Annotated in this window: 12 protein-coding genes; 1 reads left to right on the top strand and 11 read right to left on the bottom strand. The window is 44.9% G+C overall.

What is annotated here, in order from left to right; all coding sequences use genetic code 11:
• Positions 1 to 55: 55 nt before the first annotated feature.
• The 10 genes from CLV60_RS33945 to CLV60_RS33910 form a co-directional block, all read right to left on the bottom strand.
• Entirely contained in the window at positions 56 to 799 is a 744-nt protein-coding gene (locus tag CLV60_RS33945) for a hypothetical protein (RefSeq protein ID WP_106599836.1), read from the bottom strand.
• A 1-nt stretch (position 800) separates the two neighbouring features.
• Positions 801 to 1,397, bottom strand: coding sequence for a DUF5034 domain-containing protein (locus tag CLV60_RS33940; protein ID WP_106599835.1), 597 nt, complete (start codon positions 1,395 to 1,397; stop codon positions 801 to 803).
• 75 nt (positions 1,398 to 1,472) lie between these two features.
• On the bottom strand, positions 1,473 to 1,904 hold the full coding sequence (locus CLV60_RS33935; RefSeq protein WP_106599834.1) for a hypothetical protein: 432 nt from the start codon (positions 1,902 to 1,904) through the stop codon (positions 1,473 to 1,475).
• Between the two features lie 1,055 nt (positions 1,905 to 2,959).
• Positions 2,960 to 3,427 carry an SMI1/KNR4 family protein gene (locus tag CLV60_RS33930; protein ID WP_170118950.1) on the bottom strand — a complete coding sequence of 156 codons (468 nt, stop codon included), beginning with the start codon at positions 3,425 to 3,427 and terminating at the stop codon, positions 2,960 to 2,962.
• 133 nt (positions 3,428 to 3,560) lie between these two features.
• Positions 3,561 to 3,845 (bottom strand): hypothetical protein, encoded by a 285-nt coding sequence (locus CLV60_RS33925; RefSeq protein ID WP_146151653.1) that lies wholly within the window; start codon positions 3,843 to 3,845, stop codon positions 3,561 to 3,563.
• Between the two features lie 11 nt (positions 3,846 to 3,856).
• Positions 3,857 to 4,030: a TreTu family toxin gene (locus tag CLV60_RS35180; protein ID WP_445438699.1), complete on the bottom strand. Its 174-nt coding sequence runs from the start codon at positions 4,028 to 4,030 to the stop codon at positions 3,857 to 3,859.
• On the bottom strand, positions 3,958 to 4,107 hold the full coding sequence (locus tag CLV60_RS34440; protein ID WP_170118949.1) for a hypothetical protein: 150 nt from the start codon (positions 4,105 to 4,107) through the stop codon (positions 3,958 to 3,960). Before CLV60_RS34440 ends, CLV60_RS35180 begins: the two co-directional genes overlap by 73 nt.
• A gap of 43 nt (positions 4,108 to 4,150) precedes the next feature.
• Positions 4,151 to 4,435, bottom strand: a complete 285-nt coding sequence (locus tag CLV60_RS33920) for a hypothetical protein (RefSeq protein WP_106599831.1) — start codon at positions 4,433 to 4,435, stop codon at positions 4,151 to 4,153.
• An 83-nt stretch (positions 4,436 to 4,518) separates the two neighbouring features.
• Positions 4,519 to 4,812 (bottom strand): hypothetical protein, encoded by a 294-nt coding sequence (locus CLV60_RS33915; RefSeq protein ID WP_106599830.1) that lies wholly within the window; start codon positions 4,810 to 4,812, stop codon positions 4,519 to 4,521.
• 5 nt (positions 4,813 to 4,817) lie between these two features.
• Positions 4,818 to 10,934, bottom strand: a complete 6,117-nt coding sequence (locus CLV60_RS33910) for an FG-GAP-like repeat-containing protein (protein WP_229211249.1) — start codon at positions 10,932 to 10,934, stop codon at positions 4,818 to 4,820.
• A gap of 514 nt (positions 10,935 to 11,448) precedes the next feature.
• Between CLV60_RS33910 and CLV60_RS33905 the strand changes: the two genes are divergently transcribed.
• Positions 11,449 to 12,537 carry an acyltransferase family protein gene (locus CLV60_RS33905; protein ID WP_106599829.1) on the top strand — a complete coding sequence of 363 codons (1,089 nt, stop codon included), beginning with the start codon at positions 11,449 to 11,451 and terminating at the stop codon, positions 12,535 to 12,537.
• Between the two features lie 82 nt (positions 12,538 to 12,619).
• On the opposite strand, the gene CLV60_RS34555 is transcribed toward CLV60_RS33905, so the two are convergent.
• A partial coding sequence (locus CLV60_RS34555) for a hypothetical protein (RefSeq protein WP_211302319.1) occupies positions 12,620 to 12,835 on the bottom strand: 216 nt, incomplete at its 5' end.

Raw genomic sequence — 12,835 nt, 5'->3', positions numbered from 1 at the left:
TGGTCAATTTGCTCCGAAACGGGGTGGTCAATTTCGCCCGGAACAGGTGGTCAGTTTAAACTGAAACGGGGTGGTCAATTTCACCGAATTTTCCAGTTATACTGCCCGAGACCGCGTTTGTGGCCGTTTCCTTGTAAGTGATGTCAGCCTTGTAGAGCCATGAGTCCAAATCCAGATTAAACGTTATTCTCCGGTTCACTCTGTAAGCCAATGTGAGAGATGGGTGAAGTGAAAAGCAGTCTTTGGTTGCATATTGAGTATCCCAGCTGATGCTCAGTAACTCGTTGGTTCCCTTCTCTTTTAATCGAACACGCCCCCAGTCGGTAGTAATGGAAACGACGCCCACCATCATGCGTCCGACAAAAATCAACCGACTTCGCTCGACTTTATAGGAGGGACCCAAACTCCCCCGAACTATCGGATCGGAACTCTTCTCCAAATAGTCATCCCGGGCACTGGAATATATGTCCGTGTAATATCTATTTCCATATTCGAGATTGATGTCTTTAACAAATTGAGCGTGTCTGCTCCGTGGATTCCTGGCGGGGGACACCATAATCTGCCCTTCTAAGCCGATGTTCCGATAAAAAAAGCCGATAGCCAGAGGTTGGCAGTATATGTTCTGAAATTGGCTTCCTATCAAATTACCAGGGATATCGTTCGTCGAAAACGAGCGAGTAGGTAACACGGCTCCAACCGAAGGTCGATAGAAGAACCTGATAGGTTTGTATTCCGACTGGCCGAATAGAGAATTCTTCGAAACCAGCAGAAGTCCGAGTAAGACCAGTAACTTATTCATGTCATTGTAAGTTAACAGGCTTAGTAATGGCTACCAGATGGGTATCATTTGAAAGCGCCAAATCAACTTTGAAGCTATACTCCCCTGCTTGCTTCGGTGGCGTAAAAAGGTATAGTTCTATGAATTCCGTTGCAGTGCTTTTGAAATAGATAGAAGGTTGCTTGATGATACTATCGATGCTGACATAGTTTCCATGCCGCAACACTTTGAATAGGCCTGCGATATTACTCCCTTCCGGATGCGCATCGTCAAATCTGTTGGTGGTCGTAATTGTTAAAGAAGTAATTGTATCTCGCGGGGTAATTGTGGTATCGGGACCGCAGAAGCAGCACATTGCGTTGGCCTGGCTGAAAAGTGAGAAATGATTGCGATCTTCCAAGGACAATTCGCGCAAGCCTATTTGTAGCTTGATTCCATAGGCGCTTCTCGGAATGGGACTTTCCGAAATGACTGTATTTGCTTCGGAGTTATCCAGGTTAAACGCTGATAGATATTCAAATTTATACTGATACTTGTGAGGCTCGGGACAGTCGCAGCAGGCAATGATCAATTGCGTGGTAAATACGATTAGGAAGATAAGTGAAATTTTCTTCTTCATGGCTTTGAATTAAGAGATTGATCATGGATTGTGTAAAAATCATGGGTAATGAAGCGTGTTACGAGAGCTGTTGCCTCAATTAGTCAATATCAGAATCAACACCAGATTGACTCCCAAACCAATCCCCCAATTAGACCAAACCTTTCGCTGTTTTATTTTATTCGCCTTTTTTGTATATGCTTTATAGTATGCAGCTTGTTTAAACAACTCTTCGTTGGGATAACCCAGGTTTTCAATTTTGGGATTGGTAGCAGAGCATACGATGGCTGGGATAAGACCGATTACGGGTGATAAGAGGCTGGTTAATAAAGTCCCTGTTGCGGCCCCCTTGTATCTTTTATAGTTCCTTGTTGCGTCTATCTGGCCTTTGACGTTCAAATCTTCTGGTTTATTGATTGTGTACAGTTGCGGTATTTTTTGCTCGGTTGAAACAGAGTCGTAAGTGATTTGTCCGAAGCTTTGAAGGGCTGAAAAAATAACGAGAAGGAAGGGAAGTGTGCTTTTCATGGCGATAGTGGTATAGTGTTATTTATGGATGAACAATGAAAGGGAATTTGTTTTTCTAAAAATATTAAATCCCGAACATGAATTAGACTTGACAAAATTCAGATATTTCGTATTCGATTTCCAGAATTTATTACCAAAGTGACATGATGAATGTCCGAACGGAAAATTCACTGATTATTTTATGAAGTTAACCGGTATTGAATACCCCTTGTTATAATTTATTTTGAATCGATAAACCGGTAATATATTTATTTGCTTCGGCCCTCCGATGCGAATTGCCAGATCCCCGGACGGTGTCGTGCCGATTCTTCCAGTTGAATTGGTAAATTTTCGTGTGAAGATTACGGAATACTGAGAATTATTGTCAAGTAGAATTCCGTGATGACAATTGGGCCCCATTACGGTGACACGTGCCAGCAAACGAACCCACAATGAGAGCTATTGGAAATAGTTTGTATTTCATGGATATGCGGTAGCAGTTTTGCCTAAGGATATGACAATGTCCAGTCATTTTTATCTAGATAATCTATCGTGACTCCAAAGCGCTTTAAGACGAGATCTTTTCGCTTGTACAGTGCAGTACAAAGGGCATTGTCATAGTATTTGACCGCTGAGTCTGCATTATATACAACAAATAAAATACCTTGATAGGAAGTTCGTTCGATTTCCTTTTCCCAATTGACTCTGTGCAGGTATGTTCGATTGCTTTGCGCATGCCGCCCAAATTAGCTGCATCAATCAATGGCAATAGCAGGGTTAAGAGTCATGAGCGTTGGTAAAAACACGGTGGAACGAAAAATAGGATTCTGTTCACTTACCCAATTTTTAAAACGGATTAGCCAGGTATGTCTACTCGCATCCGTATACTTCAACGGATGATTCATTACATAAATATACCTTTTGTGACCCTGCGTACAATTGGGATTCTGCACATAATTATCCACGTTCAGGACCCTCTCCACCACTGAATCATGCGTCCGTCCATTCATATTGATCAAATTAAAATTCATCAAACGATATGGTCTGTAAATCCGAGATGTAACAGACTTTGTATTTTAAACAGTATCTATAAATTGTAACTCAATAGAAGAATCTAGGTATAGATTAATGAACTCCGAAAATGAATCTGCTATTTTTTTATATTTGTCACCGCATAGAATATATACTTCATTGGCTTCTTCTAAGCTTTTTGTCAGCTTGATAGCGTAGGCAAAAAGATTGAAATTCATGTTAGCAAAGACATATAGATCATTAATTTCTTTAATGGAAAGTAATTTTTGATAGTTCGGAATTCCTACCCAATCCTTGAACTCTTCCTTAATTTTTTTTATTTTTTTAATTGAATAGAATTCAAAGAGATCATCTGTACAGTCACCACCAGTTCCATTCAATGATTGAAGATAGTTGGCCAGATCGTCTGGTAAAGCGATATTGTACTTTTCTTGGAAAAGCTCCAAATCGGCCTTGTTGGCTGGCAGGGTACGGTTAACATTCTCATTGCGCCATTTTTTTTCTAGTTCCATTACGTATCTCATATTACTTTTTTTTTAGCGCTTGATTTATCATGTCCAATCTTAGGGTTTGATCTTGCAAAGATAATTCAGTTAACTTACTTGAAGGTGCACCACCGGTTCCATTAAGTATTCTTGTAGTTTTCTATTTTTTTAATAAACAGATAAACTTTTCTAACGCTTTTTCTTTTTCATTGTATTCGTGTGGCTCTAATAGTATATTTAACAATTGCTCGTCTCTTTCATAGTCGTATAGGTCAACACCCAGCCACCCAAATTCCCAGAAATCAATCCCACCCCCTTTTCTAGTTGAATTAATTACAACTTGATTTAAGGCGCCGAAATCTCCGTTTTCAAAAAATCTGTATTCTATATCATAACCGCGGAGTGTTGGTTCGATCTCAATTTTGAACCGAGTTTGGTCTTTCATAGTATCCATAATTATTTTATTCGTAGAATCTGTGTTAAGTTTGATATTTGAGGTAATATCCCTCCACCTTGTTTGCTTAATAAATGCAGTTGGTTCGGCCTAGCACTTGGTCCTAACGCTTTAAACCAATTTGCTTTGCCGCCCTGTAATAGGCTTTTTGTAGGAACTTGGAATTCTGCATAAATCGAGCCTTTCCCTGCTGCTCCAAATGCAGCCGGGCCGCCAGTTGATCCAAAAGTTTGTCGCCAGCGCCTTTAATCATACATCCAGCGTTTTTATCATTTCATATTCTGAGGAGTTATTTGTTATATTTTTAACAATGCTTGCAGTGTTTCCCACGCTTTACCTTTCTCGTGGTCTTGATCTGGCAATAGGAAGACATTAAGTAGCTCGATCCCTAAATCATAGTCAACAAAATGCATTCCTAGGCACCCACTGCTCCAAAAATCGATTTCGCCCCCATTTTTATCGGAGTTAAATGCTACTTGTTCCAAATTCCCAAAATCACCTTGTGGGAAAGATTTGTATTCGATTTCATATCCGAGTAAATGTGATTCAATGTTTTCTCTGAACCAATTGGGGCTTTTCATATTATTTGATTTTAAGTATTGGAGATAGATTTTGTGTTGTGGCGAGTATCATTATGCGTAACTTTCAGTATTTGAAATGTTAGTTAAGTGATAATTGTCCTTGTTAATCGCGCGTCGGAAAAATATTCGACTTTGGCATCAACAAGCTCATCTTTGACTTTTTTCGCGATCGCTTTTCCTTCACTGTCAAGATTATCTATAATTGAATCGTCAATGAATCCGTTGTAGTGCTCGACCCCATATCTCGCCAGCCAAGATTTAATGAGATTAATTAAATTAGTACTTAGTTGCAGGTCTGTTACCTCGATGAAGCCCCCGTTGTACTGATCTCTAATTCCTGTGCCAGTTAATGACGCATCAATTATTAAATATTTCATGATAACTATCTGTTGGGTCTAAAAAAACGATGATTAATTATTCTGTCTTTTGTAAGGCCAATCTCAAAAACTCCGCTTTTACCATTCATGGAACCATCAAGGCGAAATGTCGAATACCCATTAGATTGAACAATTGGTTTGGTGGATAATATCGCATCGTCAAAGCTATACGGGAAGTTGTGGCTAACTGGGTCTTGGACGCCTCGTAATCGCACTCTAGGATCGTATTTGAATCCGTGTGAATAAACACTTGTGCTAAATTTCCCCTTCGGCTGGTAGCAGCCATATCCAACAATATCTCCGGAATTAACTCCTCCAAACGAGTCAACAATCGCCCCATCCACTTCTGCGTTTATGAATGTCAAGTCTCCGCCCGACCCTCCAAACAGTTTCCATCCTTCAGGTGTCTTAACATATTTAGTACTTCCAAAGCCTGGAAATGCGCCACGGAAAGCCTTGTTGCTAGATCCATTCCAGGGATTTACTCCCTGCAAGTCAGCAGCGACTGCACCTGAAATACCGCCAACAGCTCCTCCAACCGCAATACCAATAGCCCAATCTTTGACGGAATAGGGGTCTCCGAAATAAGCCGCATTGCCAACTCCCTGAACAAGTCCTCCCACCGCTGAACCACCTGCGCCTGCCACCGCACCGCCTACGAATCCCGTCGATGCTGATGCGACAGCGGTAGAACTTAGCGCTCCTGCGAAAGATCCGGTAGATGCAAACACAGAAGCCGCGCCGCCCGTCGCGGCCGTTATAGCACCGGCTGCAGCGCCGATCCCGAAGGCAACTGCGCCGTCCTTAAAATTATGAATTTTGCCTTGAAGGGCTTTTACACCTAGATTTATCACGCCGCCAAGTGCGGCACCAATCACAATATGAATCCACTCTCCGTCAGGATCGTTATACACCAGTGGATTGTTTCTCGCATAGGAATACCGGTTAAAATCTTGCGTACTGAAAGGATTCTGCACATAATTATCCACACTCAGCACCCTCCCCACCACCGGGTCATACATCTGCCCATTCATATTGATCAAATTGAAATTCGTCAAATGCTCATGGCCGGTAAATCCACGGTAGAGGTAGCTGGTCGGTGCGGGTACACTGGTATAGTCCCAGTTGGCGGGGTGGCGCAGCCGGCCCCAGGCGTCGAAGTTCTGGTCGAGGACGACGGTACCGTTGAGGGCGGTTAATGTCAGCAGCGAGCCGAGGTGGTCGGTGTAGGTGTAGTAATATTGGTCTGCGCCGTTCTCACGGATCACGATGGCCGAGAGGCCTGCGGGCGTGTGGATGTAATGCAGGTGCTTGTCGGGAACGCCGGTGGTAATGTCCTTCTCGTAGTTTCCGAAATAGTAATGCGTATTGATCAGCGCACCGTTCTTTTTCATCACGCCTTTGATGCGCTGGTAACCGGCGTCGTAGGTGTAGGTAAGCTCGTAAGGCTGGCCTGAACCGTTTTCGGTAATCTTGTCAGGCTGGTTAAAAGCCGTGTAGGTAACGTCCTGCGTGAGCATGGGCAATGCGGTGGTAGGCGCAATGATGCCCGCGAGCGCATTGAGTTTGGCAGGATGGTAGCTGAACTGTTGCCCGGCGTCGGTTTTCGATACAATGTTGCCCGAAGGTTCGTAGGTGACCGTCTGTACGGGCTTGCCTGCCACTGTGGCTGTAAGCAGGCGACTGAGATTGTCGTAGGTAAAGCTCTCTTCCTTGTTTTTAATATAATCCTTGCGTTTGGTCAGGTTGCCTTTGGGATAGTCCCAGGTCAATTCCAGGTTTTGAACGCCCGCTGTGGAAAACAGCTTCGGAATGCCGTAGTCGTAGTTGATAACCGATGATTTGCCATTACCGAGCGTGTAAGCCGTATTTTGGCCCAGGCCGTTCATGGCGGTGTTGGTATAAAGGGTTATCGAGCTGTTCGTGTTCTTGATGGTCGTCGGGTAACCATTTGCGTCGTAGGCATGATTGATGCCGAACCCGGAAGGGTACACAGCGGAGGCAAGGTCCCCGTAGTTATTGTAAGTGTAGGTGGTGATGTAGGGGCTGCCATCTATGGTTTCCTTGCTGGTAAGCATCCGCCCATAAGCATCGTAGGTATATTCTTCCAGGTTTCCGGCAAAACCGGTTACTTTTTCAATTTGGTTGATCCCGCTTCCGGAAGTCCGGTACTGATAAGTCGTCGCCGGTTCCCCTGCTTTTGTCCTGCTGGTAACCCTTCCGGCGACATCGTAGGCTAATGTGTAGGTTGCTCCGTTGGCATTGGTTTGGCTTACCAGCTCACCTAATGCATTGTACTCGTATTGCGTGGTGCCGGCATTGGCATCGGTCAGTTGGGTTTGCCGGCCGTAGGCGTCATATTGATTGGCGGCAAGGGTAACGGCGCCGTTCTTGATATCCTTTACTCCTCCGTGGCTGAAATAGGTGTACGCCAACGTTCCGCCATCGTCCGTCGAGCTGATTACCTTTCCGCTGGCATCTGTTTTCCGGGAGGTTGTACCAGTCGGAGTGGTTGTGGTGGTAGTAAGGTCGCCGGCAGCATAGGTGTAACTGATCGTTTTCGTGCCGAGCGCGCCACTGTTGATATTATAAGGTCTGCTATATTCATCGAATTGCGTCGTAGTGGTGATAAATATCTCGCCCGCCTTGTACGGTTGGGTATTTGATATGACATTACCTCTTGCATCATAGGTTTGAACTTGTGTGATCGGTTGGTTGCCGAAGCCTTCGGTTTCTTTTCTGATCTCGCGGCCAAGCAAATCATACCAAGTTTTTACGTTTGGCTTGCCTGGATGTGAAACCAGGCTGTACCATACCGCGCCGTTGGCCAGGTCCCATCCATAGCTTTGGGTAATGTTGAATGCAGCTGGTGCAGGAATCGTCGTAATGCTGGGCCTTCCGAATACATCATATTGATAGGTTGTAACCAGCCCGTCGACGCCTGTGGAGGTTAATGGTTTGCCCCATTTGGGGTCATAAGTGGCGGTGGAACTCTGGCCGAGTTCGTTAATGCCGGATTCGGCGTAGCGGCCTTTCAGATCGTATATGGACGAGGTAAAGCGTGGAGGAGAAGCATTTGGCCCATTCGGAGTGATGGTTGTCTTTTTCAGGTTTCCTAATGGGAAATATTCGTAGGTAGTGACTACGTTTTTAGGCAGGCCAGAGAAATCAGTTTTAGAAGTAAGCTGCCCTACGGCGTTATACCCCAAAATAGTGGCAACAGTGTGTGCGGGCTGCCCGGATCGGGTGTTGGAAACCGTCACCGACGTAGGCTTATTCAGTATCCCGGCCGGATAGGCTCCGTAAACGGTGGTGGTAACGGTGGTCTCCACGCCATTGTTGACCGTGCTTTGCGTAACATTACCAAAGTTGTCATAAACATTAGCCGTGCTGGTGGTTCTGCCTTCCAGCACTTTGTTTTCAAGGATATTAGTTGTCTTTACCCAGAAACGTTTGGCAGCCGGAGAAACGACCACATTGGTGTTGGTTGTTTGGCTCAGCAGGGCACTTGTAGATGCCAGATAAATGGAGGTCCGGTAGGGAATTGCCGTGTAGTAGGTAGTATTGAATTCATTTTCAGCTACCGTTTTAATTCCCGTTGCCAGATTGTTGGCGGTTATTTTGCCAAATCCGAGAAAGCCCTTGCCCGCACGATGCAGCTTGCTGCCTTCATAAGTGTATTGAATGGTATTGTAGCCGCCAATGCCATTCTGTATTTTGAAATCGGAAACGGCATAAAGCGCGGGCTGAATCGCATTGAAGGGGTAGGCGGTGAGATTACCGCGGATGTGAAAGCCATTTTCGTCGGTCAGTTTTTTGTAAATCCATTCGGTTACGTGGTTATAGCCGTTCTTTACTTTTTCAAGCAAACTCTCCTTGCCTTCCTTTTTGAAATAGAAGACATCCATCAGGGTGAAGATGTTTTTGAAATTGATAATGTCTGCCCGGCGGTCACCGTTGAAATCGCCGATCATTGGGGGCGGGGCGCCCAGATTTACTGCGTAAGTGCTATTTACACGATAAAAATTAACCCCGGTACTTGAATAGCCCTTTCCGTAGTAGACATCGAAATTCGAAGGTGCCGCTGTCTGCCACCCGTGGTAAATGTCCGATTTGCCGTCCCCGTTGATGTCAGCAATACCCAGCTGGTCGCCCGTGAAAGGGTCGGTATCCGGGACAGTGTTAAAAGTAAAGGGTGATTCGTAGAAACCAATTCCATTAGAGATCACTACCTTCCACGCTCCGGAAGTAGTTAATTTGGCAAGAATATCCGTTTTGCCATCGCCATTGAAATCTCCGAAATAGCTGAGATGATCTTTGGTTAAATAGTTGGTCGAGTAATGAATGCGGCGCGCGGTCCAGCCATCGAATGTAAAGATCTCGCAATTTATGCCTTTGATCAGCATGATATCGCTTTTGCCGTCGCCGTTGAAATCTACGACGTGGATTTTGTCGGCTGTGGGCCAATCGCTTACTGCTAACGAGAATACGCCTGAAATAACGATCGATCCAAAATCAGGCTGGACTTTTCCATTATAGAGATGGCAATTGTAATTGCCCGCATTGCTTCCCAGCATGGTCAGTATGTCTTGAATACCATCTCCGTCGTAATCACCAGGAAAAATGAAATGCCCGCTGGGGTGAATTTTGGAATAGCCGGTATAAGGGGAAATGTTCAGCGGATCGAATTGGATAGCCCATTGTCCATTGGTTTGCCAATCGTAATTCTGAACGGCCCGATAAATACGGAGACTTGTCAGTGTGCGATTCTGGCCCGAACCGGCAATGTTGGTCATTAAAACATCATCCGCCCCGTCGCCGGTGAAATCATAGGCCGAAAAGTCAAACGAGTTGGGGATGCTTTGTTTCTTGACAACGCTATACGTGACGGGCGTATCAGTTAGATTGTCCATGAAAAAGCTATTGGGTTGTGCTATGTATGCAGGATATTTGATGTAAACCTTCATCCTGTACACAGCCGCATTCGAAAGGAGACTGGCTTCCAGAAAATCGGTCAACCCATCGGCATTGAAATCTCCCGTTATCGTCGTTGAAGAAGGGTATTGGTATCCCTCCGTGGTAACGGTGCTGAAATCCGCAGGCGGATCGCCGTATTTAAAAATGGTAGCATTAAGTTGCGTGCCGTCGCTGCCTGCCTCAATGACCTCTTTTAAATAGGAATTGATATTATCGTGTCCGTAGTTGAACTGGTAACTCCTGACGGTCGATCCCTCGGCTTTGGTGGTAATCTTGTCGAGTAAATACTTGCTTTCGATCTTTGTATCATTCTCAAACCCAGCATTTTCATCGATGGTGCGGATTTTATAATCGAATTTGAGCTGATTGTAGGGAGTTAGTCCCTGTGCCGCATTGCCTGTATAGTTGATCTCATCGATGAGCAAAGCGAAACTGGCGTTGGTGTTGTATTTGAAGGCGATGTAATTCCCATCAGGATACAGGATGCGGGAGAGTGCCCAGGTAAGCACGGTAGCAAACTGGCCGGTAAGCCTGGAATCCGGGGTGTTTCCATACTCCATTTTCACCCCGTCCTTTGTAGTCACTTCAAACCATTGCGGCCCGTTACCCTGCGTGCTCTTAGAGGTAATGGTTGCAAAGTTTTCATTTTCGGTGCCATAGGTGGTATTGGGTTCTCCGTAGTTGCCGGCTTTGGCTATTAACCTGGTGCCGTCCAGAACAAACCTGTCGCTGTTGGTCATCACAACCGGATTCGTCTCGTTGTCAAAATACATATTCCGGGTGGAGCGACTAATTTTTGACAGCCCTCCAATGGCCCAGCCTTGCCCCAGAACACCGTTTCCGGCCATCGAATGGTAGTCGATCGTGACAGTGGGACTGACGCCATTCGTCCCTGGTGGAATAACCAGTGCTATCGAGTACGCTGCTCCGCCCGACGCGACATTACCATTGCCGGAAATACTGCCAACCGGCAAACTTTGGTTAATGGCCCGGCCATCGAACGTCGCTCCCGTGTACAGGGCCTGATAAGACACATTCTGGGCCATTAAACCGAAATTTGAGAAGACTGCCAGGACCCATAGCAGTCTGACCATGCAATTGAATGCAGCTGGCCTTTGTCGTTTTTGAATGTAATGGTTGTTCATGCTGCTAAGGGTTTAAGACTTGGATAGTGGTGAATCACTGGACAGGTTTTAACTTAATCGAACGGGCATAGCAATTCCGGTCGCTCTTTTCAAGCGGTTAAATCACTTAGCGTTTATCGTAAATCTGAATGGATCGCTGGATAGCGATTCTTAACGATGATCCGGCTGAGGTGCGTAGACGGATCAGGATGATCAAACAGTAGCCAAAGAAGTTGAGTAGATGTGGTTGCCAAGCGTTAAGGATACGCTGTGTTACAACCGTAGCAAACGTATATATTTTATTTTGAGGTAATTGTAGAATTCAGCGGGCATTTATTTATCGGAGAGATAATAGTCTTATAATGAGTGTGTTATAAGATTATTGCCTTTGGATAAATGACGATTGCTTTAAATAGCATTTACAGGTAGGCTGATGAGCAGGGGAACGATGTGAAAAATGACGACCACCATTGATGGGCATGTTGTGACCAGAGTCGAATTTTAGTCTACTTTTGCCGGCGAAAGAACAAAGGATATCAACATAGAAACTCATAGAAGAAATAATTTCGATTTTCTCAGGCTGTTGTTTGCAGGGTGTGTTATCATCACGCATGCATATCCCCTGACAGGTTCCCTGGAATGCGATTGGTTGTGTCAGGTTACGAATGGGCAGTATACATTCTCATGGATTGCCGTGAGAGGCTTTTTTGTGATCAGCGGTTATCTCATTTTTCAAAGTATGGAGAGGTCGGGAGACCTGGCTGACTTTTACTGGAAGAGGATTTTAAGACTTTTTCCAGCTCTTGCCGTCGTGCTTATTCTGACAGTTGTTCTTGGTCCTTTCGTTTATGAGAACGACACGCCGTACTTGTTGAATAAAGCGGTCCGGACCTACATCCCGAACAACCTGCGCATATACAGACTTCAATACGACATTCCGGGTATATTCGACAACAATCCGCATAAGTCTGCAATCAATGGCTCGTTATGGACAATTCCGTTCGAATTCACGATGTATGTGGCGGTGTCCCTGCTATTCTTTATAAAGAGTAATCGCAAACTTGTCATGCTGGCCTTGTTGGTGGCTTACTTGCTTCTTGCGAAGCTGGATGTGTTCAATTTTACGGAGATTCAGAAATGGAATTTCAAGGTTCTCGATTGGTACCTGATTGAGCTTGGGGTTTATTTTGCAGCGGGCTCCCTTCTTGCCGCGGTCAGGATAGCCGATATTTCAAAACAGTATATAGGTGTATTATTGATTCTATCGTTGGCCATGTTCGTATTTTCAACCGGGCATCGATTTTTCTCCCTTGCCGGCGTTACGTTACTCCCCGTTATTATAATATGTATAGGACTACTTCCGGTTTATGGTATCAGCAATGTCACGAAGCATATCGGCGACCTTTCTTATGGTATCTATATATATGGATTTCCTGTGCAGCAAACGCTGGTGTATTATTTCGGGATGAGTCACCTAAATCTCATTTTTACGAGTTTGATGATCTCTGCAATGCTTGCCTACCTTTCCTGGCATCTCATAGAAGCGCCAGCGTTGAAATTGAAGAGTCTGAAACCGATTCCTATTCTTTTCCGGAAAGTGCGGGGGCTTATTAGTAGGAGTTAACCAGCCTTATCGTCGAAGGACCTACAATGGTAGCAGTAAACCCTACCTAGAAGGTGGATGGGTTTGAATGGTTTTGCGCTTGTTAAAACATTGCTTTACCGGCTACTCGAAAAAACTTCAAACTTTTTTCAAGGTTTAGTATTTTCTTTATCAACCGGTTATGTGTTTTTGTCGAAAAAGATTCAAAAATATTTGCGGTGTGCGCTTGCATGTTAAAATTAAACCTGCCACTTTTGCACTCCCAATCGGGAACAACGGCACTGAAAACGATCAGGGCCACGAGTTTCGGGAAGTCCGA

It is taken from the genome of Dyadobacter jiangsuensis (assembly GCF_003014695.1).
GTDB classification, from domain to species: Bacteria; Bacteroidota; Bacteroidia; order Cytophagales; family Spirosomataceae; genus Dyadobacter; species Dyadobacter jiangsuensis.
This window is presented reverse-complemented; position numbering and strand designations above follow the sequence as displayed.

Coding starts and splice junctions, on each gene's coding strand:
- CLV60_RS33945 (WP_106599836.1), bottom strand. CDS start 799: ATGAATAAGTTACTGGTCTTACTCGGACTTCTGCTGGTTTCGAAGAAT.
- CLV60_RS33940 (WP_106599835.1), bottom strand. CDS start 1,397: ATGAAGAAGAAAATTTCACTTATCTTCCTAATCGTATTTACCACGCAA.
- CLV60_RS33935 (WP_106599834.1), bottom strand. CDS start 1,904: ATGAAAAGCACACTTCCCTTCCTTCTCGTTATTTTTTCAGCCCTTCAA.
- CLV60_RS33930 (WP_170118950.1), bottom strand. CDS start 3,427: ATGGAACTAGAAAAAAAATGGCGCAATGAGAATGTTAACCGTACCCTG.
- CLV60_RS33925 (WP_146151653.1), bottom strand. CDS start 3,845: ATGAAAGACCAAACTCGGTTCAAAATTGAGATCGAACCAACACTCCGC.
- CLV60_RS34440 (WP_170118949.1), bottom strand. CDS start 4,107: ATGATTAAAGGCGCTGGCGACAAACTTTTGGATCAACTGGCGGCCCGG.
- CLV60_RS33920 (WP_106599831.1), bottom strand. CDS start 4,435: ATGAAAAGCCCCAATTGGTTCAGAGAAAACATTGAATCACATTTACTC.
- CLV60_RS33915 (WP_106599830.1), bottom strand. CDS start 4,812: ATGAAATATTTAATAATTGATGCGTCATTAACTGGCACAGGAATTAGA.
- CLV60_RS33910 (WP_229211249.1), bottom strand. CDS start 10,934: ATGAACAACCATTACATTCAAAAACGACAAAGGCCAGCTGCATTCAAT.